Genomic DNA, 20208 nt, shown 5'->3' on the forward strand with positions numbered 1-20208 from the left:
CGGAGTGCCTGGCCTGTTCTGTCCATCTGCTCAAAGGGAGAGCTAGGTGATGCCAAAATCGTGCCTGAAGTGCGGACACGAGAATCCAGAAACGCCAAGCAGCGAGTTGGCGGAGTGCCCAAAGTGCGGGGCGATCTACTCGCGTGTTGAGGCGCACATCCAGCAGCAAGCTAATAAGCAGGCTGCGGAAGAAGCAGCACGCCAGGCAGCGAGCGCAGCAGCAGCGGATGCTGAGCGTAAGCGCGCTGCATCCCGTGATGCGTACGCACAGAATACGGCTGAGGCACAGCGTCGCAAGCTCCTCGGCGCAGCTTACGTTCCCTCGGCAGGTGCTGCCGCTCCCAAAGCCCCAACCATTGTCAAGACGTATAAGGGATCGCATGCACGCGCAATGGCGGCGTTCCAGGCAGAAGCTCCGCGCATGGCCGCCGAGGGGTATGTGCCGACGTCGCAAGAATGGGCGCCTGGCTCTTACGGCTGCGGTACCTTTCTGCTGGCGCTTCTGCTTTGTGTGATTGTCATCGGCATCATCGTCTTCATCTACATGCTAATTGTGAAGCCGGATGGCACGCTGTCTGTTACCTATGAGTATCGACGACCGGCCGCGGCTCCGCCTACCAGTCACGAGGCTACCAAGGCATGCCCGAAGTGTGCGGAGGATGTCAAAGCAGCGGCGAAGGTTTGCCGGTATTGCGGACACGCCTTTGAATAGCGGCGGATGCGGGCTCTGCGGGTCGACGCCCAACTATCTGTTCAAGCCGACCGCTGAGGATAAGCTTCGTTCTTCCGGACCGCTGTCGCGCAGCGGCGGCTTAACACTGAGTTAGGGGGCACGCATGACAATCTGGGTCGGTCAGGTTGAAGGAGAAGCTCTTGTTTTCGATCCTTCGATCCAATTGCCGGACTGCCCGCACCTGTTCCTTTGGAGCCCAGCATCTTCCACGATGGGAAAGTTCATTGCCGAGGGCATCAGAAAACGCATCAAGCCGTGCCGCAATGAAGATAACTTGGCCGCCTACATAGCGGCATACAAACTGTGGCACACGAACCACGCCTCATCGTGGATTGAAAACGAGAAAATCTACTATGAGAAGCGCAAGTTGCTAGATGCGGAGCTTGAAAGAAAAAGAATAGAACAAGAAGAAACAAGAAGAAAGCGAGAAGAAGCTCGAATCTTGTATGAGCTGCAGGAGCCAGAGCGTGTTGCGGAAGAGGCCAGAAGGAAAGCTAAACTTGCAGCCGAATTTCAGCGCTCCCAAATTGAAGAAAAAGAATTTTATGAATTGGTGGCTGAACTTAAGCCGCTGGAATTTACGCATAGCAGCCACGTTTCGAACTACATCAAAAGGAACAAGCTAGGAAAAAAGTATCGCTATATTTCGGGCATCTTGCGTATGGAGAAGGACGGGGATAGCTGGGCCTATCCCGGCGGGATTCAGCCGAAGTTTTACGCCAGACTGTGCGATGAACTAGGCCTCTCCAATAAGGGGTCTGGAGCGGTGCCCATCTCCTTCGAGCCGTTCGATAGCATCAAAGGCGATCATGAAGAGAGATAGGTTGCGTCGAGCGCTCCCTAACAATTCATGTATGGACTCCCCCGTCAACCCCTGACGGCATGGTTTTGTGAAGCACCAGCTTCACGGCATGTGATTCTGGCTTTTCATCCTGCTGACGCTTTTGCTTCAACTCCGGCAAACGGGAGCGGTTGCATTCGTGTATTCGGCTTTGCGGTGGGCTTTGCCCGAGCCATCATGGAATCCGCGAGTTGGGGCCAGACGTTCAAACGATCACGAGGATCAACATGGTGGCCTGCCATCCATGGCGGCCACCCTCCGGGCCATCGCTGCGCGATGTCAAAAACCGCTCCCGGCGGTTTTTTGTTATCGGCTTGGTCGTCTCGGGGACCGACACGCTTGCATGAGTTGAGGCGGTGCAACAGCAGAACGGGTAAACGGTATTGCGGTGTTTCTTGCTGCGGTGAATCGGTAACGCGGTAATTGGGTTGAGGTGAAAGGGAATCAGCCGGCTTGCTGTTCTCGGCGGCTGACGTGTTCGGGATCGAAACTCGCGCCGTGGTGTTCGGCCGCCCAGAGCCGCCGCGCGGTCTTGTTGCCCAGCGCCACCACGGCCTTGTTGTGGCCTTTGCGTTCGGCCAGCGCCAGCGCCCAGTGCTGGGTGCGATCCAGCGGCTGGCCGCGTTTTTTCGCCTTGTGTGCCGCCATCAGGGCCGAGCGGGCGCCGTGGATCAGCAGGGTGCGCAGGTACACATCGCCGCGCTTGGTGATGCGCCCGAGTTTGCGCTGGCCGCCGCTGGAGTATTCGCGCGGGGTCAGGCCCAGTGCGCTGGCGAAGTGCCGGCCACTGGGGAATCGGGCAAAGTCGCCGATGCCCGCGCTCATCGCGGTGGCGGTGATCAGGCCGATACCGCTGGCGGCCATCAGGTGCTGGCTGCGGGTATCACGTCGGACGATATCGGCCAGCTGCTTTTCGATGGCGGCCATCGCTTCCTGGCAGGACACGATCCGATCCAGCAGCCCGGCCAGCGCGTGACGCAGGTCCATCGGAATATCGTTGTCGCCATCCTCCAGCGCCGCCAGCACGGCGGGACGTACCTTGTCGGCACCGGCGGGAATGGCGAATCCGAACTCGCGCAGCAACCCGCGCACCGTGTTGATCGCGGCGGTGCGCTCGGCCTTGTGATGCTCGCGGATGCGATGCAGACCCTGTACGCCTTGTTGTTCCGGTGTCTTTACCGGGACCGGCCGGATATCACCGCAGCGTGCCGCTTCCAGCAAGCCGGCGGCATCGGCACGATCGGTTTTGTTGCCACGCACGTACGGACGCACATGCTGCGCCGGCAGCAGTTCCACCGCATGCCCGAGTCGCATAAAGCGTCGCGCCCAGGCGTGCGCCGAACCGCAGGCTTCCATCACGATGCGCAATGGCGCGCGGTTTTGCAGACACTCGGCAAACGGCCCGCGTTTGAGTCGCTTGCGCGCAACGATGCGCCCCGTCGCATCGGCAAACGCCAGCTCGAACACATCCTTGGCCAAGTCCACCGCCAGCGTGACGGCGGCGGACGATTCATTGCGAACAGGTTTGGTGGTAGCGTGCATGTCGGACTCCTCCCGTGATCCCGTGTCCTGATGGCGAACACCTTCAGTCTGGCTCATCGAAGCCGTGTGGCGACGCGGGGGGAGTCCATTCGATCATTCAAGCCGACGCCGCTTCGCGGCGCGGCAGGGTTGAATCCGCCGGGTACGGGCACTCGCGATGCCGGACAGGCAGGCAGTAAAGGCTCGGGCATGCTGATCAGTGCGACCAAGCAAAAGTAGGGGCCATCACCAGTCAGTCGTCTTCAAACCGCGGGTCAGGATCATCGTTGTACGACGCTGGGTGGTAGAACAGGCTTTCGCGATGATCCAGCTCATCGGCCTTGCGTCCGAGGAAATCATCATCGCCTTGCGGCGCTTGCCCCGCCATCTTGGCTGGGGCCGGTTGCATTCGTTTATTCGGTTTGTTGGCGGGATATTTCCCCGGGGTCTTACTCCAGACAGGTCGTTTTCATGGGGTGCGGTGGTGTGGCCGTATATGGCCGGGGCAAACAGTCGGGTCAGGGGAGTGGGCAGTATGTTGCGACTTGAGGGTTGGTCCCGGGTGCGCTGCGCTTACCCGGGCTACTTGTTTGCTGCTTGATGATTGAATTTTGCGGGGGTGGAAAAGAAACGGGCCGGCGGATTTCTCCGTCGGCCCGTTCTGTTTCGGGTGTTGCTGGGTTGGGGCGGTGGGAGCCGGTGGTTTCGGTTCCGTTTGGCAGGATCAGCCGGCCAGCGCTTTCTTCACCAGTGCCGAGACCAGGCCCATGTCGGCCTGACCGGCGAGTTTGGGCTTGAGTACGCCCATCAGTTTGCCGATGTCGGCCGGGCCGCTGGCGCCGGTTTCGGCGATGGCGGCGGCAATGGCGGCGCTGATCGCGGCTTCGTCGAGCTTGGCCGGGAGGTAGACGTCGATCACGGCGATTTCGCGGCGTTCGATGTCGGCCAGGTCGTCGCGATTGGCGGCTTCGTACTGGGAAACCGAGTCGCGGCGCTGCTTGAGCATCTTTTCCAACACGGCCAGCACGGCGGCGTCATCCAGTTCGATGCGCTCGTCCACTTCGCGCTGCTTGATGGCAGCCAAGACCAGGCGGATCGTGGCCAGACGTTCCTTTTCGCCGCTCTTCATCGCGGCTTTCATGTCGTCGGTGAGGCGTTGCTTGAGGCTCATGGCTGGGACCTGGGATGGGTTGAAAAGCTGGGGTTGGGATTCGGGATCGGGAAGGGCGGAGAGCAAACAGCTCGCGGGATTCCAGCTTCTACGAATCCCGATTCTCCATTCCCGAATCCCTGCCCCCAACACAAAAAGCCGGCAGCGCAGGGCGCGGCCGGCTTTCAGGTCAGCGCGCGGCGACTCAGTAGAGGCGCTGGCGCTTGGTCACATCGCGCGAGACGCGGCGCAGGTGGCGCTTTACCGCTGCGGCGGCCTTGCGCTTGCGCTCCTGGGTCGGCTTCTCGTAGAACTCGCGCTTGCGGGTTTCGGCCAGGACACCGGCCTTTTCGCAGGTGCGCTTGAAGCGGCGCAGGGCAAACTCAAACGGCTCGTTTTCGCGGACTTTGACGCTGGGCATGGAAGCTCCGGATGCTGAACTTGGGGGCGCCGGGACAGCCCCGGTCGTTGTGTGAGCCGCGTATGATACTGGGCAATTATCGTCCAGTGCAAGCCCGGCGCCTGTGGGTGCTGTCGGGCGTGCCTTCAGCCCGGAAGCTTCCATGATCGTCCTCGGCATCGAATCCAGTTGCGATGAAACCGGCGTCGCGGTGTACGACACCGCCGCCGGCCTGCGTGCGCACACGCTCTACAGCCAGGTGGCGATGCACGCCGATTACGGCGGCGTGGTGCCGGAACTGGCCAGCCGCGACCATGTGCGCAAGCTGGTGCCGCTGGTGCGCGAGTGCCTGGCGCAGGCCGGGCTGCAATTGTCGGATATCGACGGTGTGGCCTATACCGCCGGCCCGGGGTTGGTGGGTGCGTTGCTGGTGGGCGCGGCGGCGGGACGGGCGCTGGCGTTCGCGCTGGAAGTGCCGGCCATCGGCGTGCACCACATGGAAGGGCATCTGCTGGCGCCGCTGCTGGAAGAGAACGCACCGCAGCCGCCGTTCGTGGCATTGCTGGTGTCTGGCGGCCATTCGCAGCTGGTGGATGTGCGCGGCATCGGCGATTACCAGTTGCTGGGCGAAACCCTGGACGATGCCGCCGGCGAGGCCTTCGACAAGACCGCCAAGCTGATGGGGCTGCCGTATCCGGGCGGGCCGCATCTGGCGCGGCTGGCGGGCGAAGGGCGGCCGGGCGTGTTCACGTTCTCGCGCCCGATGACCGATCGCCCCGGGCTGGATTTCAGTTTTTCCGGGCTCAAGACCCAGGTGTTGCTGGCCTGGCAGCAGTCCGACCAGTCGGCCCAGACCCGCGCCGACATCGCGCGCGGTTTCGAGGAGGCGGTGACCGACACCCTGGCGATCAAGTGCGAACGCGCGCTGGTACAGACCGGCCGGCGCGCTCTGGTGGTGGCCGGTGGCGTCGGCGCCAACCGCCGATTGCGGGCGCGGCTGGATGAGCTGGCGCAACGACGCGGGGTGGCGGTGTGCTTCCCGCGCCCGGAGTTCTGCACCGACAACGGCGCGATGATCGCCTTCGCCGGCGCGCTGCGTTTGCAGGCCGGCCAGTATGAAGACGCCGCGATCCGGGTGCGTCCGCGCTGGGAGATGGCGGGCCTGTCGCCTCTGGCGACAGGCGGGGATTCGGGAATGGGGATTGGGGATTCGTAAAAGCAGGAATCCCGCGAGCTTTTCGCTCTTCGCTTTTGGGATTCCTGAATCCCAATCCCCGCCTTCCACGGCACCCTTGGCCGTTTGCCTCTACCATTCCCGATTCTCTACTCCCCATTCCCGCCCCCATGGACACCGTTTTCATCGAACAACTCGAAGTCGAAGCCCTGATCGGCATCTACGATTGGGAGCGCAACATCCGCCAGCCCTTGTGGTTCGACATCGAAATGGCCTTCGACAACCGCGTACCGGCCGCCACTGACGCCATCACGGACACGCTGGACTACAAGGCGGTCAGCAAGCGCGTTGCGGGCTATGTGGAGGCCAGCGGTTTCGGGCTGGTGGAAACGCTGGCCGAGCGCGTGGCGGCGCTGATCCTGGACGAATTCCCGGTGCGCCGGGTGCAGTTGAAGCTGAGCAAGCCCGGTGCGGTGCGTGGTGCGCGGGCGGTCGGGGTGAAGATCGTGCGTGAGCGGGCGGTGGCGGCATGAATGCGTTGATCGAAGGCTTCGACACGCTGCGCCAGACGCTGGAACCGCACCCGTGGCTGTATGCGGCGGTGGTGGTGGCAGCCTTGTGTCTGGCGGCGTGGCTGGCGAACTTCGTGACCAAGAAGGTGCTGCTGCGCGCTTTGCGCCGGGCGCTGCGTGCCACGGTGATGCCGGCGGCGACCGGCGAAGGGCGGGATTTTCGCTATGGCGTGATTCCGCGTCTGGCCAACATCGTGCCGGCGCTGGTGCTGATGGCCGGCGTGGTGCTGGTGCCGGGCCTGCCCGAAGCCGTGGTCAAGGTGGTGCGCAATGTCGGCGCGGCGTTTATCGTGCTGACCGTGGCGCTGGCGATTTCCAAGGCGCTGGACATGTTCAACACCCTGTACCAGCGCCGCGAGAGTGCCCGCGACCGGCCGATCAAGGGCTATCTGCAGCTGGTCAAGATCATCGTGTTCGCGATTGCCGCGGTGCTGATGATCGCGGTGCTGATCGACCGCTCGCCGCTGGTGCTGCTGTCCGGGCTGGGCGCGATGATGGCGGTGCTGATCCTGGTGTTCCAGGACACGCTGCTGTCGATCGTGGCCGGCGTGACGGTCAGTTCCAACGACATGATCCGCGTCGGCGACTGGATCGAAATGCCGTCGGCCAGCGCCGATGGCGATGTCATCGATGTCTCGCTGCACACGATCAAGGTGCAGAACTGGGACAAGACCATCACTGCGGTGCCGATCAAGCGCTTTCTCAGCGAGTCCTTCAAGAACTGGCGCGGCATGGAGGAATCCGGTGGGCGCCGGATCAAGCGCGCGCTGTATCTGGACCAGAGCTCGGTGCGCTTTCTGGATGAAACCACGCAGCAGCGCCTGCACCGGCTGCGTCTGATTGGCGACTATCTGGGCGAGAAGGAAGGCGAGCTGGCGCAGTGGAACGCGGAGCAGGGTGAGTGGGTGCGCACGGACCCGGCCAACGCGCGCCGGTTGACCAATCTGGGCACCTTCCGCGCCTATGTGGTGCGCTATCTGCGCGCGCATCCGGGCATCCACCAGGACATGACGATGCTGGTGCGCCAGCTCCAGCCCACCGCCACCGGCCTGCCGCTGGAAATCTACTGCTTCACCGCCGGCACGAGTTGGGCGTTCTACGAGGACACCCAGTCCGACATCTTCGATCACCTGCTGGCGATCCTGCCAGAGTTCGGCCTGCGCATCTTCCAGGAACCGGCCGGCCATGATCTGCGCGATGGCCTGCGCCAGCATGCGGTGGCGGAAGAGGGCTGATCGGCTGCCATGATGCCCGGCGCTGCGCGGGCGGCCGGCTGCGGTACGTGTGAATTTGACGATGGGCGGCATGGCGCGAGGTGCATTCCTGCTGGCCGGATGCCGCGCCGGCTTCTAGAATTGCGCCTTCGCTCCCCGCATGGCGGAACCGCATCCATGGGCCTGGCCCTGCTCAGCCTCGGCAGCAATATCGAACCTGTGACCCATCTGGCGGCAGCCGCGACGGCGTTGCGCGCGGCCTTTCCCGATGTGCGTTTTTCGCCGCTGCTGCGCTATGCGGCGGTCGGTTTCGAGGGGCCGGATTTCCTCAATGCCGCAGCGGTGATGGATACCGCGATGTCGCCGCAGCAGCTCAACGACTGGCTGCACGCGCTGGAAGATGCCAATGGCCGGCGCCGCGATGTGCCGCGTTTTTCCTCACGCACGCTGGATATCGATCTGGTGTTCTACGACGACCTGGTGCTCAGCGGCCCGGGCAATCTGCGCCTGCCGCGCCCGGAGCTGAAACACGCCTTCGTGCTGGAACCGTTGGCGGCGCTGGTGCCGGATTTCGTCGATCCGGTGTCCGGCCACACCTTGCGGCAGTTGTGGCAGGCGCATCCGGACCATGCCGCGCCGGCGCCGGTTGAAGTTCTGGTGCTCTAGCCCGGATATTTCATGAGATCGCAGAAAAGTGCTTGGAAAACCGCACCAGACTGTCATTTGATCCATGTTCCCGCTTGGGATGAAGTGTCCCGCGCACTTTTCTGCTGACGCGGCGCTCGCGGGTCTTTTGCGCCGCTCGCTGCGTTGCTCCTCCCCCCGGTGGGGCCTGCCACCGGGAGTCGTTGCGCCTTGCGAGCGGCGCAAAATCCCTCGCGATCATCCACGCCCCTCATGAAATATCCGGGCTAGTTCCGGCGCGAACGCTCAGATCGTCAGCCAGCGGCCGCCATCCACGCGCAGGATCTGGCCGGTGGTGTAGTTCGCCTGACCGAGCAGGAACACGGCGGCCTGCGCGACATCATCCGGTTCGCCGATGCGCTTGAGCGTGGTGCGTTCCAGTAGTGCGTCGCGCAATGCCGGGTCGCTCGGGGATTCGGGCCACAGGATGGCGCCCGGCGCGATTGCGTTGACCCGCACCTGCGGCCCCAGTTCGCGCGCCAGCGACAGCGTCAGCATCGACATCGCGGCCTTGGCCATGCAGTACACCGTGTGCTGCGCGAGCGGGCGTTCGGCGTAGACATCGGACAGGTTCAGGATCGCGCCATGCGATTCGCGCAGGTGGAAGGCGGCGGCCTGGGACAGGAAGAACGGCGCTTTGGCGTTGGAATCCATCAGCGCGTCCCACATCGATTCGCGGGTTTCACCGACCGGTGTGGGGAAAAAGGCCGAGGCGTTGTTGACCAGCGCATCCAGCCGCCCGAAACGCAGCACGGTGCGTTCCACCAGCGCCGGCAGGCGTTCGATGTCGGACAGGTCGGCGCGCAGCAGCACGGTGCTGTTGCGGCGCTTTTCCTCCAGCGCATCCTGCAGCGCGGCCGCGTCGCTGGCGCTTTCGCGGTAGTGCAGGGCGAGGTCGTAGCCGGCGTCATGCAGGGCGGTGGCGATGGCGGCGCCAATGCGGCGTGCGGCGCCGGTGATCAGGGCAACGGGACGGGGCTCATTCATGCCGCCAACGATACCGGTTCGGCATGGCGCGAATCCATCGCGGCGCGGCTGGGCTGTGGTGCCGGCATGGATGCAGGCGCGGCGTCGTACCATGGACGCCCTTTTCCACGCCGGAGTGGTGTACGTGCACGCCGATCTGCCTGAACCCGATGCCGCCGCCCGCGAACACAGCGCGCAGTTGTCGCAGCTGATCGCCCAGGTGATTTCCGCCGAGGGCGGGGCGATCCCGTTTTCGCGTTACATGGAGCTGGCGCTGTATGCGCCGGGGCTGGGTTACTACAGCGCCGGGGCGCAGAAATTCGGCCGCGCCGGGGATTTCGTGACCGCGCCGGAGCTGGGCCCGCTGTTCGCGCAATGCGTGGCGCAGGCGCTGGCGCCGGTGCTGCGGCAGCTGGGCGAGGGTGCTGAATTCCTCGAACTGGGCGGCGGCAGCGGCGCCTTCGCGCAGGATGTCTTGACCCATCTGGCGCTGCTGGATGCGTTGCCGGCGCGCTACGCGATCCTGGAGCCTTCGGCCGATCTGCGCGAACGCCAGCGCGAACGCCTCCATGACACCCTGCCGGCAGCGCTGTTTGAACGGGTGGAATGGATCAACGCTCCGCCCGAGGCACAGTGGCGCGGCGTGCTGTTCGCCAATGAAGTGCTGGATGCGCTGCCGACGCTGCGCTTTGCGTTGCACGAGGGCGAGGTGTTCGAGGAACACGTGGCGCAGGATGCCGATGGCCGCCTGCGGCGCACCGACCGCCCGGCCGACATGCTGCTGGCGGCGGCAGTGCGGCATCTGGAAAACAGTCTCGGCTCGCCGCTGCCGGACGGCTTCCGTTCCGAGGTGCTGGCGCAGCTGCCGTACTGGATCCAGGCGATTTCCGGAACGCTGCGCGAGGGCGCGATGCTGTTCGTGGATTACGGCCATCCGCGTCGGGATTTCTACGCGGCCCAGCGTGCCGGCGGTACCTTGCGCGGCTATTACCGGCACCGCTTGGTGGAGGATCCGTTCCTGTGGCCGGGCCTGACCGATCTGACCGCATCGGTGGATTTCACCGCGCTGGCTGAGGCCGGCAGCGGCGCCGGTTTCGAACTGGCCGGTTACACCTCGCAGGCCGGTTTCCTGTTCGGCAACGAGCTGGCGCAGTGCTTCCAGACCCTGCACGACCTGGCGCCCGACGAGGCCACGCGATACGCCCTCTCGCAGCAGGTCAAGCAGCTGACCCTGCCGGGTGCGATGGGGGATGCCTTCCAGGCGATGGGCTTTGCCCGGGGCGTGGATTTCGGTCACGCCTTCCTGCAGGGCGACCTGCGCTGGCGGCTGTGATGCGGGCATTGCGCTGGCCGAAATGCTGGCTGGCGCTGTGGCTGGGCGCGATTGCCGCGGTGATCGTGCTGTCGCTGGTGCCGCCGCCACCGATGCCGGCGCAAACGCCACATCATTTTGACAAGCTGCTGCACTTTGGCGCGTATTTCGCGCTGATGTTCGCGGCGGTGCAGCTGTTTGCGCGGCTCCGCGTCCTGCTGCCGGTAGCGCTGGCGCTGGCTGCGCTGGGCGTGCTGATGGAGCTGGCCCAGGCGATGCTGGTGCCGCATCTGCGCATGCTCGATGTCTGGGATGCACTGGCCAATGCCGCCGGGGTGCTGGCGGCGCTGCTGCTGGCGAACACGCCGCTGGCCACCTGGTTGCAGCGGCTGGAACGGCGCATCGCCTGACACGCCGTTCCCGTCGATCCGTGCCGGGCGGGCACGGATTTAAGTGGCGTCAGTAGGTGTAGGTGGAGGGCTCGCCGTCCTTGGGCGGCGGCGTAAGCTGTACCTGGCGCAGGGCTTCATCGGGCAGTGAATAGGCGTTGGCCAGATGCTCGGGTTCGCTGACGATTTCCGGGAACAGCGTGCCTTGCAGGGTCTGCACCGCGAAGATTTCCTCGACCCCGCCGGTGAACTTCAGGAACGCCACGGTGTTGCCGTTCTCGATGTTGACGGCCCACACGCCGGAGAGCCGGTCGCTGTTGTCGTCGGTGATCGGGATGTCGGTAAACGGGTTGCTGGCGCGCAGTTGGGACAGCCCGATGAAGGCCAGCGGCCCCATGAAATCCATGCCGCGGGCAAAGCCGGGTACGCGGCCGACGTCGGTGCGCTCGCCGCTGACCGGATCCACCCGGACCAGTGCGCCGCGGCCCGACTCCAGCACCCAGAGCTGGTCGCGGTACCAGCGTGGCGAGTGCGGCATCGACAGCCCCTCGCACAGCACGCGCTCGCCCTCCAGGTCGATCAAGAGGCCGCCGTTGCGCTTGTTCTTGCGCCAGCCGCCGGGTGTGTTGGTGTTGCCCAGCGCGGTGACATAACGCGGCTGGCCGTCGCGCATCGCCAGGCCGTTGAGGTGGCAGCGGTCTTCCGGCGCGTAGTGGCTGACGAAGGAGGGGCGCCAGCGCGGCACGAAGCTGGAGCGGTTGTCGAGCGTGCACAGGCAGGAGAACAGGGTGTTGACGAACCACAATTCACCATCGGCGGCCCAGGCCATTTCGTGGATGTCGATGGCGCCGGTGATGTGCCCGCGCCGCGCCATGTAGACCGCGTCGTGGCGTGGCGGGTCTTCCAGCTTGGGCGCCATGTCCGGCATGTTGTGGAACTCGCTGATTTCCAGATTCGAGCCCAGCGCCAGGCGGCCGCTGTCGGTGGCCATGCCCATCGGCCGGTTGAAGCTGCGGAAATGGGTGTTGATCGCGGTACCATCGGGCCGCAGCAGCACCAGCTTGCCGGCCTGATAGGTGCTGACCGCCAGCGAGCTGTGGAAATGCCGCAGCACGTCGGGGAAGTTGCTGGTGTGGACGCTGGCCAAGGCCTGTTCGGACAGTGGCACCGCCCCATTGGCGGGTGCCGCGTCGGCGTTCTTTGGGGTGTCGGGGTTCTGGCCGTAGGTGTCGCTCATGCCGGGTTCCGGGCTGATGGTTCAAGGAATTGGGGCAGCATCATTTCAGTTTCGCACCGCGGAAGTAATGGGCGCGGACATCCAGCCCACGCGGACTCTTGCCGATGTAGGAAAAACGCGGGTTGACCCATTCGGCCTTGCGCCCGACGCTGCCGAAGCGGTCGTTTTCCAGCTCCAGCAGGATGCCGATGCAGGGGAAACCGTTGTCGCGCGCGTGCTCCCCGAGCACCTCGCAGGAGCGTGACAGCAGGCTGCCGATCAGCCGCGTGCGGCGCCATTTGGGCGCGATGAAGCCGCGCCAGAAGTACATCGGCTGACCCAGCTGCGGCGGCGTCATCGGATAGGCGGTGCAGACCCCGGCGATGGCTCCGCCCGCATCGCGCGCCAGCAGCACCACCTGCGCCAGACGGGCACGGGCCTGGGCTTCGTTCGGTATGGCGTTGTGTTCCTTCCAGAACGCCAGCAGTTCGTCGGCATCGGTCGGCGTGATCGCTGGCCAGATGCGGATCAGTTCGAAGCGGCTGGTTTGCGGTGCAGCGGTATCGTTATGGGTTGATGTCACGACGGCGATGTCCTTGCGGGGAAGCCTCCGGGTATGAAGGACAACGATGGCCATCCTTCCCCTGTAAGCGGAAGCAGGTTACTAGAGATTGGTGTGCCGCCCGGCATCAGTGACCGACGGGTGCGGGCGGAAGATGGGGAATGAGTCGGGACGCGCTTCGCGTTGGTGAGTTTCGGGCGAATGTATCGCAATGCCCCGCGTCTGCGCAGCCGTGCCGACGGCCAGTGCCTGCGTGGTCGCGGTTGCGGCTTGCGTCGAGTCGGCGTTGCAGCGGGCAGGGGATGCATCCTGCCCGCTGCGTGTTCAAGCCAGGCGTGTGATCAGTCCTGCTCGAACCCGTCCGCAAAAATCTCGGGATTGAGTTTCCATTCCACCGCGCCGATATCGGCCTGGGTGCCGATCACGCGCGGGAAGCCTTCCCCACGCTGGTCGTATGAGCCGCTCAGTCCCTCGATCCCACCCTTGTCTATCACCGGGCTGTCGGGGTTCGGCATCATGGTCTGGGTCATGCCGCCGTTGTCCGCCAGCGAGCCGAGCCGCACCGACTCCAGCCCGCCGAAGTTGCCGGTGGGCCAGGTGATGCCGGAATGAATCCAGTTGCGGAAGTTCCGGGTGCCGACCACGGTGGCGGTACCGCTGTCCGGCTCGCGTACGCCCAGGTCGGACATCATAGAGGTGCCGCTGGTGGAGTTGATCAGGTGGTTTCCAGCGATGATGGAACTGGTCATTGTCAGAGTGACGCCCTGATCCAGCGTGATTCCGGCTCCGTATTTCTCGTCGTTCGCGTTCTTTTCGGTGTTGCCGCTGATGGTGGAGCTGCGGATCACCGCATTCTGCCCCAGTGACAAGGCGCCACCGTATTTGACCGAATTGTCGGTCTGGTTGTTGGCGATCGTGCTCAACTTCAGCTCCAGCGCGTCGCCAGAGGCGGTAGAGCTGGCAAGCGAAATGGCAGCGCCGCCTGCAAAAACGGCGCCGGAGCCCTGAATGGCGTTGTCGTTCAGCGTGGAATACTTCATCGTACTGACGTTTTCGCCTTCCAGTCGGATTCCACCACCCACCGCACGTACCGCTGTGGCAGAGCCTGCTACGACGGCTTTGTTCTTGCGGACGATGGAATACTTGCCAATCACGCTGTCGGCATGGATGCCGCCGCCGGAAGCGACGGTGCCATCCCCGGTAATCTGCGCGGTATTGTTTTCAATCAGCCCGCCGGACATCTGCACGAATGGCGCATGGATTCCGCCGCCTTCCGCGTTTCCGCGCGCACTGCGCGCGGTTGAACCGGAAACCCGGCCGCCATCGTTGAGCGTGACGGACTCGGCCGCAAAGATCGCGCCGCCTTGCACGAGGGGCGAACCCGAGGTGGACGTGTTGCGCGCTTCGCAGTATTTCACCTGCGCCTGATTGGTCAGCCCCACGCTGCCGTCGGACAGGATGCAACCACCCCGCGTGGGACTGGCGCTGCTGCTGGATGTGACGCGGCCGTTTCGCACCGTGAGTCCGTCCAGGGTAAGGGTCCCGGTGCCGTTGTGGACCAGAGGGCGGATCTGGTTGTTGCCGCTGATGCCGTATTTCTTTTCCGGATTGCCCTTCAGCGTCAGGTTGTCGACCGAGGTGACGATGGAGGAGGCCAGCGTGATGTTGCAGTTCAGTCCCGACAGGTCCACCACATCGCCCGAGGCGGCGAAACCGATCGCTGCACGCAGACTGCCGCCGCCGGAATCGTTGCAGTTGGTGACGGTGATGGTGGCTTTCGGGCTTGCGTCAGCGGATTCCGCCCGCCGCTTTGCAGCAAGCTCCATGAAGTAGGGCAGGTCACGTGGTACGGCGATGCCGGCTTCCGCGGCTCTGCGCATCAGGGCAGCGGCCGGGCCGTGATCATCCGATGACAGCGGCGATGGGGCATCCGGCGCCGCCAGGACCTGGGTGGTCGCCAGGCCGAGTGCCAGGCTCAGTGCCAATGTGATTGGTTTGCGTGGCGCCGTGCGGTACCGGGTGGGAAGGTGGTTGTGCATGGGTACGTTCTCTCCGTGATTCTGGGGGGTGTGACTCGTTCCGCTGTCCCGGCCGGTATCAACCAGACCAGGCCTGCTTGCGGCAGGTCTGCCGATACGTGCGGCATGCGGGGCGGGCGGTGGCGAGCAGGTGGGTGCCTGCAACCCGGTCACTCCCGACGGCGGTTGCCGGCCGAATCGTCGGGTGTCTCCGGAGTACCGGAAGCCGGGACAGCCTTCTGGTACAGGGACGGATACGGGAAAAGGACCGGAAACCGGACATCCGTCACGATTGGGTGCTGTCGGAACCTTGACGGGTGTCGGGAGCGGCTCATACGGTGCCCATCCTCTGAAGCTTCCCGGAACCGATATGGCCACGATCCTTATCACCGGTGCTAACCGTGGCATCGGACTCGCACTGACCCGGCTCTACCGCGCCCGCGGTGATGACGTGATTGCCGTGTGCAGACGCTCCAGTGAGGAACTGGATGCCACCGGCGCGCGGGTGGAAGCCGGTGTTGACATGGCGAATGCCTCCGTTGTCTCAGGCCTGACACAGCGACTGGGCGATGCCCGTATCGACGTGCTGATCCTGAACGCGGGCATCTTCACCAACGAAGTGCTCGGTGCGCTGGACGAGGCGGCGTTCGATGCCATCCGCCGCCAGTTCGAGGTCAACACGCTGGGCCCCCTGCGCGTGGTGGAAGCAGTACGCGGGAATCTGGTGGACGGTGGCCGCATCGGCATCATCACCAGCCGCATGGGTTCGATGGCCGACAACGGCTCGGGCGGCTATTACGGCTATCGCGCTTCCAAGACAGCGGTCAATGCCGTGGGCAAATCATTGGCCGTTGATCTGGCGCCGCGTGGCATCGCGGTGGCGTTGCTGCACCCGGGCTTTGTCGCCACCGAAATGGTCGGTGGCAAGGGCGATGTGTCGCCGGAACAGGCGGCGCAGGGGCTGGCCGAGCGTCTGGATGGACTGACCCTGTCACACAGTGGCAGCTTCTGGCACGCCAACGGCAGCCTGCTGCCCTGGTGATCCTGCGGGCGCCACTGCGTCAGGCGCGGACCTACTTCGGCTTTGGGACAGGGCGCGACGGGCTGCGCTGCCAGCTCGCATCCAGCAGCAGGATCAGGGCCAGCAGTGTGCTTACCAGCCACACCCACGGGCGCTGGTACCACGGCGCGGGACGCACGATCTCCAGCTCCACGGCGGTTCTTGGCCAGGAATCACCTTCGTTCCTGGCCTGCAGTTGGAAGGTGTGCTCTCCCCACGGGATGCTCGGATAGACGATGCTGCGGTGGGTGCCGGCCTCGATCCAGCTCTCGTTGACCCCGGAAAGGCGGAAGCGGAAACGCAGCTGTTCCGGATCGGACAGGTTGATCGCGGTGTAGCTGATTTCGATGTTGCCGGCCGATGGGGGCAGGCGCAGTGGGCGCCGCGGATCGTGCGCGACGCCGGCCACGGCGACATGTTCGATATGCGGAGGTGGCGGGCGTGTCTCCGGCTTGTCGTAGTCATCCGGGGCAAGTACCGCGAAACCTTCGACCAGGGTGTACCAGAATCGGCCGCGGGTGTCGGAGATGCAGGTGGATTGGGTGCCGCCATTGATCTCCGAAGGGATCAGGCCATCGTTGGTGCTGAAGCGCACCGATTGCGTCATGTCCAGCCCGGTGGCGGTGGGCAACAGCATCGACACGCCCAGGTTGCCGCCTACCCACAGACGGCCACGCCGGTCTTCCATGATGCAGGAGACCGTGTCGTCGAACAGGCCGTTGTCCTGGTCGTAGACCTGCAGTTGACCACCCGCGATGCGGTTCAGTCCGCTGCCATAGGTGCCGATCCACAGCGTGCCGTCGTCGCTTTCGTGCAGGGTCCGGGAAAAGTGCAGCGAAGGGTGATCGCTGCTGGACCAACGTTCCGCGACTGTGCCCCGATCCAGGCGAACGGCGCCTTCGGTGCCGATAAACCAGTGCCCGCCGGCGCGCGATGCCACCACCCGGCGTACCGTCATGCCTTCCAGGGCGGCTACGGGTTCCGAATCGAGCATTCGACCGTCTTTGTCCAGCTGGAGCAGGTAAGTGCTCCTCCAGACCGAAACCAGCAGCTGGTCCGGGGTCGGCGAGAAAATGGCGTAGATCGGGTGATTGCCGGCCCAGTGGGCGGTGATCCCGTCCGGGAGGATCTGGCCGGGGGCGATGCGCGACAATGCACCGCTTTCGGCACCCAGCCAAACGGTCCCGTCTGGCGCGGTGTACAGGGTGTCGATACAGCGCAAGGGGTCGCCAGACGGCGCGATCCAGTGTGTCACGCGGCCATCGGCGTGCCAGTGGCGCAGACCCTTGCAGGCGAGCGCGAAGATCATTCCGCCGTTCCCGCTCATCGTGACCGAACGACCAGGGGCGCGCATGTCGAACTCTTCGGAGGAGAGGGTTCCGATCCATGGGGTGTGGACACGCAGCACGCCACGATTCTGGGTGCCGACCCAGATGTTGCCCTCGCTGTCTTCGGTGATGTGGGACGGAATGAAGGGCGCGATATCGGCAATCGATTCATGGCGGCCGTCGGCATGCACCCGAAGGATCCGGCCATCATACAGCGCGACCAGCAGGGTGCCGTCTCGTGCCGGAAACATGCCTTCCACCGGACCCAGCCCGAACGCGCGCCATGTCCGGTCGGCAAGGGTGTAGTGGTACAGATCGACGCCACTGCCGATGTAGGCACCGTCCGGGGTGGATTGGATGTGATTCAGGTCGTCGACATCCTCCGGCGCCGGGATCGGGTCCAGGCCGTTCCCGGTGTAGTGCAGGAGGTGGTGGGGCGTGAGGACCAGCATCCCGCCGACTGCATCCGGGAGCGTGGCGCTGATGATCGACTCTCCCATGTCCTGAAGCGTGCGGGCCTGCAACGAATCCATGTCCACCCGCCACAAGCCGACATTGGTGGACAACCAGATCGCCTCGTCACCCTGGCGGATGTTGTTCACCCGGCAACGTCGCCGGCAGATGTCCAGCTGCAGGAAGCGGCCATTGGCCAGCACGCTGATTCCGGCATCCTCGGTGCCGAGCCACAGCCGTTCGCGGTCATCCTCGAACAGCGAGATGATGCGGTTGCTGGCCGGACCCTTGGCCTCGACACTTGGGCCGTTTCCCATGGCCACGCCGATGTCGGCGGAAAAGTGGCTGAAGCGGTGGCCGTCGAACCGGGCCAGACCGCCGAAAGTGCCGATCCAGAGGTAACCATCGGCCGTCTGCAGCAATCTGGTGACCGCGTTGAGCGGCAGCCCGTGCTCGCTGGTGAAGTTGCGGAGCACCGGCGCAAGCTCGGGCCGCATGATCGCTGCCGATTGCGTCAGCGTGGGGATGTCGTCTTTCGCGGCAACGGTCGTCACCGACAGCAGCAACTGCATCAACAGGGCGATCCGGGCGACAGGTGCGTGCATTGGAGCAGCCGGCATCCAGGGCGGGATGGACCAGTATGCCTCGTGGACGGCGCGCGGGTGGGCGAGCGGCCTTGAAACGCCTTTCGCCGGACCCATAAAGCGGTCAGCCCGCTTCACCTGCGGTTTTTTGCCGGCTAGAATTGGCACTCACCACCGGCGAGTGCTGATAAAAGACCGGTGCTTTCCATCAATCAACAACTTATGAGGGTTGTCATGAAACTCACCCCGCTGCATGACCGTGTGATCATCAAGCGTCTGGAAGAAGAAAAGATGTCCGCTGGCGGCATCGTGATCCCCGACAGCGCCACCGAGAAGCCGATCCGTGGCGAAGTCATTGCCGTTGGCGAAGGCAAGCCGCTGGACAACGGCAGCGTGCGCAAGCTCCAGGTCAAGGTGGGCGACACCGTGCTGTTCGGCAAGTACTCGGGTACCGAGGTCAAGGTTGACGGAACCGAATACCTGGTCGTGCGCGAAGACGACCTGTTCGCGATCATCGGCTGATCGGCCGCGGAGCCGGTTGCGCGAGCCGCACGGGCAGTCACTGGCTGCCGCGGTAGCGCCGCATCCGGCACCCGCCATCGCGTTTCAAGTCGCCGCTGGCGATTTCCCAACATCCCCATATATCTGGAGCTACAAACATGGCAGCTAAAGACATCCGTTTCGGCGAAGACGCGCGTGCGCGCCTGCTTCGCGGCGTGAACACCCTGGCCAATGCGGTCAAGACCACCCTGGGCCCGAAGGGCCGCAACGTCGTGCTGGAAAAGAGCTTCGGTTCGCCGACGATCACCAAGGACGGCGTTTCGGTCGCCAAGGAAATCGAACTGGCCGACAAGCTGGAAAACCTCGGCGCGCAGATCGTCAAGGAAGCCGCTTCCAAGACCTCCGACGTGGCCGGTGACGGCACCACCACCGCCACCGTGCTGGCCCAGGCCTTCATCCAGGAAGGCCTGAAGGCCGTGGCCGCCGGCATCAACCCGATGGACCTGAAGCGCGGCATCGACCAGGCCGTCAAGACCGCCGTCGGCGAGCTGAAGAACCTCTCCAAGCCCACCGCCGACGACAAGGCCATCGCCCAGGTCGGCACCATCTCGGCCAACTCCGACGAATCCATCGGCACCATCATCGCCGATGCGATGAAGAAGGTCGGCAAGGAAGGCGTGATCACGGTCGAGGAAGGCTCGGGCCTTGAGAACGAGCTGGACGTGGTCGAAGGCATGCAGTTCGATCGCGGCTACCTGAGCCCGTACTTCATCAACAACCAGCAGAGCCAGCAGGTCGAATTCGACGACCCGTTCATCCTCATCCACGACAAGAAGATCTCCAACGTGCGCGAGCTGCTGCCCGTGCTGGAAGGCGTGGCCAAGGCCGGCAAGCCGCTGCTGATCGTGGCTGAAGAAGTGGAAGGCGAGGCCCTGGCAACGCTGGTGGTCAACACCATCCGCGGCATCGTCAAGGTCGCCGCCGTCAAGGCGCCGGGCTTCGGTGACCGCCGCAAGGCCATCCTGGGCGACATCGCCGTGCTGACCAACGGCACCGTGATCTCCGAGGAAGTCGGCCTGCAGCTTGAGAAGGCCACGATCAACGATCTGGGCCGCGCCAAGCGCGTCGTCATCACCAAGGAAAACACCACCATCATCGACGGCGCTGGCGAAGCCGAGCTGATCCAGTCGCGCATCGGCCAGATCAAGGCGCAGATCGAGGAAACCTCTTCGGACTACGACCGCGAGAAGCTGCAGGAACGCGTGGCCAAGCTGGCGGGCGGCGTGGCAGTGATCAAGGTCGGTGCCGCCACCGAAGTGGAAATGAAGGAAAAGAAGGCGCGCGTCGAAGACGCCCTGCACGCTACCCGTGCAGCGGTGGAAGAAGGCGTGGTCCCCGGCGGTGGCGTGGCGCTGATCCGCTCGCTCAAGGCGATCGAAGGCCTGAAGGGCATCAACGAAGACCAGAACCTGGGCATCGCCATCACCCGCCGTGCGCTGGAAGCCCCGCTGCGCGCCATCGTGGCCAACG

At 64.4% G+C, this 20208-nt stretch carries 20 protein-coding genes; 11 read left to right on the forward strand and 9 right to left on the reverse strand.

What is annotated here, in order from left to right; genetic code table 11:
- Positions 1-49 precede the first annotated feature (49 nt).
- Positions 50-712 carry a zinc ribbon domain-containing protein gene (locus tag WDB66_RS11810; RefSeq protein WP_339398793.1) on the forward strand — a complete coding sequence of 221 codons (663 nt, stop codon included), beginning with the start codon at positions 50-52 and terminating at the stop codon, positions 710-712.
- A 124-nt stretch (positions 713-836) separates the two neighbouring features.
- Positions 837-1556 carry an ATP synthase subunit B family protein gene (locus WDB66_RS11815; RefSeq protein WP_339398794.1) on the forward strand — a complete coding sequence of 240 codons (720 nt, stop codon included), beginning with the start codon at positions 837-839 and terminating at the stop codon, positions 1554-1556.
- A 462-nt stretch (positions 1557-2018) separates the two neighbouring features.
- Here the strand turns inward: WDB66_RS11815 and WDB66_RS11820 are convergent, their stop codons facing one another.
- The 4 genes from WDB66_RS11820 to rpsU all read right to left on the reverse strand — a co-directional run bounded on the left by WDB66_RS11820 (position 2019) and on the right by rpsU (position 4666).
- Positions 2019-3116 carry an IS110 family RNA-guided transposase gene (locus WDB66_RS11820; protein ID WP_339398795.1) on the reverse strand — a complete coding sequence of 366 codons (1098 nt, stop codon included), beginning with the start codon at positions 3114-3116 and terminating at the stop codon, positions 2019-2021.
- A gap of 232 nt (positions 3117-3348) precedes the next feature.
- The gene (locus tag WDB66_RS11825) at positions 3349-3504 is read right to left on the reverse strand and encodes a hypothetical protein (RefSeq protein WP_339398796.1); all 156 of its coding nucleotides are present in this window, start codon (positions 3502-3504) and stop codon (positions 3349-3351) included.
- Between the two features lie 315 nt (positions 3505-3819).
- Entirely contained in the window at positions 3820-4266 is a 447-nt protein-coding gene (locus tag WDB66_RS11830; protein ID WP_339398797.1) for a GatB/YqeY domain-containing protein, read from the reverse strand.
- A gap of 184 nt (positions 4267-4450) precedes the next feature.
- Positions 4451-4666 carry a 30S ribosomal protein S21 gene (gene rpsU / locus WDB66_RS11835; RefSeq protein ID WP_137912178.1) on the reverse strand — a complete coding sequence of 72 codons (216 nt, stop codon included), beginning with the start codon at positions 4664-4666 and terminating at the stop codon, positions 4451-4453.
- Between the two features lie 142 nt (positions 4667-4808).
- On the opposite strand from rpsU, the gene tsaD reads away from it, so the two are divergent.
- The 4 genes from tsaD (at position 4809) to folK (ending at position 8271) form a co-directional block, all read left to right on the forward strand.
- Positions 4809-5861, forward strand: a complete 1053-nt coding sequence (tsaD, locus tag WDB66_RS11840) for a tRNA (adenosine(37)-N6)-threonylcarbamoyltransferase complex transferase subunit TsaD (protein WP_339398799.1) — start codon at positions 4809-4811, stop codon at positions 5859-5861.
- Positions 5862-5989: 128 nt separating this feature from the next.
- On the forward strand, positions 5990-6352 hold the full coding sequence (gene folB / locus WDB66_RS11845) for a dihydroneopterin aldolase (RefSeq protein WP_339398800.1): 363 nt from the start codon (positions 5990-5992) through the stop codon (positions 6350-6352).
- Positions 6349-7626 (forward strand): mechanosensitive ion channel family protein, encoded by a 1278-nt coding sequence (locus tag WDB66_RS11850; protein WP_339398801.1) that lies wholly within the window; start codon positions 6349-6351, stop codon positions 7624-7626. Before folB ends, WDB66_RS11850 begins: the two co-directional genes overlap by 4 nt.
- A 156-nt stretch (positions 7627-7782) precedes the next feature.
- On the forward strand, positions 7783-8271 hold the full coding sequence (gene folK, locus WDB66_RS11855; RefSeq protein WP_339398802.1) for a 2-amino-4-hydroxy-6-hydroxymethyldihydropteridine diphosphokinase: 489 nt from the start codon (positions 7783-7785) through the stop codon (positions 8269-8271).
- A gap of 264 nt (positions 8272-8535) precedes the next feature.
- Here the strand turns inward: folK and WDB66_RS11860 are convergent, their stop codons facing one another.
- On the reverse strand, positions 8536-9276 hold the full coding sequence (locus WDB66_RS11860; RefSeq protein ID WP_339398803.1) for a pteridine reductase: 741 nt from the start codon (positions 9274-9276) through the stop codon (positions 8536-8538).
- 91 nt (positions 9277-9367) lie between these two features.
- Between WDB66_RS11860 and WDB66_RS11865 the strand changes: the two genes are divergently transcribed.
- Both WDB66_RS11865 and WDB66_RS11870 read left to right on the forward strand, forming a co-directional pair.
- Entirely contained in the window at positions 9368-10588 is a 1221-nt protein-coding gene (locus WDB66_RS11865) for a class I SAM-dependent methyltransferase (RefSeq protein ID WP_339398804.1), read from the forward strand.
- Positions 10588-10977, forward strand: coding sequence for a VanZ family protein (locus tag WDB66_RS11870; RefSeq protein ID WP_339398805.1), 390 nt, complete (start codon positions 10588-10590; stop codon positions 10975-10977). Before WDB66_RS11865 ends, WDB66_RS11870 begins: the two co-directional genes overlap by 1 nt.
- A 49-nt stretch (positions 10978-11026) precedes the next feature.
- Here WDB66_RS11870 and WDB66_RS11875 read toward each other — a convergent pair whose 3' ends face one another.
- The 3 genes from WDB66_RS11875 to WDB66_RS11885 all read right to left on the reverse strand — a co-directional run bounded on the left by WDB66_RS11875 (position 11027) and on the right by WDB66_RS11885 (position 14773).
- Positions 11027-12193: a TIGR03032 family protein gene (locus WDB66_RS11875; protein WP_339398806.1), complete on the reverse strand. Its 1167-nt coding sequence runs from the start codon at positions 12191-12193 to the stop codon at positions 11027-11029.
- Positions 12194-12233: 40 nt separating this feature from the next.
- Entirely contained in the window at positions 12234-12755 is a 522-nt protein-coding gene (locus WDB66_RS11880) for a hypothetical protein (protein WP_339398807.1), read from the reverse strand.
- 320 nt (positions 12756-13075) lie between these two features.
- Positions 13076-14773 carry a choice-of-anchor Q domain-containing protein gene (locus WDB66_RS11885; protein WP_339398808.1) on the reverse strand — a complete coding sequence of 566 codons (1698 nt, stop codon included), beginning with the start codon at positions 14771-14773 and terminating at the stop codon, positions 13076-13078.
- Positions 14774-15122: 349 nt separating this feature from the next.
- Between WDB66_RS11885 and WDB66_RS11890 the strand changes: the two genes are divergently transcribed.
- On the forward strand, positions 15123-15794 hold the full coding sequence (locus tag WDB66_RS11890; protein WP_339398809.1) for an SDR family oxidoreductase: 672 nt from the start codon (positions 15123-15125) through the stop codon (positions 15792-15794).
- Positions 15795-15825: 31 nt separating this feature from the next.
- Here the strand turns inward: WDB66_RS11890 and WDB66_RS11895 are convergent, their stop codons facing one another.
- The gene (locus WDB66_RS11895; RefSeq protein WP_339398810.1) at positions 15826-18198 is read right to left on the reverse strand and encodes a ligand-binding sensor domain-containing protein; all 2373 of its coding nucleotides are present in this window, start codon (positions 18196-18198) and stop codon (positions 15826-15828) included.
- Between the two features lie 213 nt (positions 18199-18411).
- On the opposite strand from WDB66_RS11895, the gene groES reads away from it, so the two are divergent.
- Together groES and groL are read left to right on the forward strand one after the other, a co-directional pair.
- Entirely contained in the window at positions 18412-18699 is a 288-nt protein-coding gene (gene groES / locus WDB66_RS11900; protein ID WP_339398811.1) for a co-chaperone GroES, read from the forward strand.
- 137 nt (positions 18700-18836) lie between these two features.
- Positions 18837-20208, forward strand: a 1372-nt coding sequence (gene groL, locus WDB66_RS11905; protein WP_339398812.1) for a chaperonin GroEL, incomplete at its 3' end; no start/stop codon positions are given.

Source organism: Denitratimonas organivorans (genome assembly GCF_037478135.1).
Classification (GTDB): Bacteria; Pseudomonadota; Gammaproteobacteria; order Xanthomonadales; family Xanthomonadaceae; genus Denitratimonas.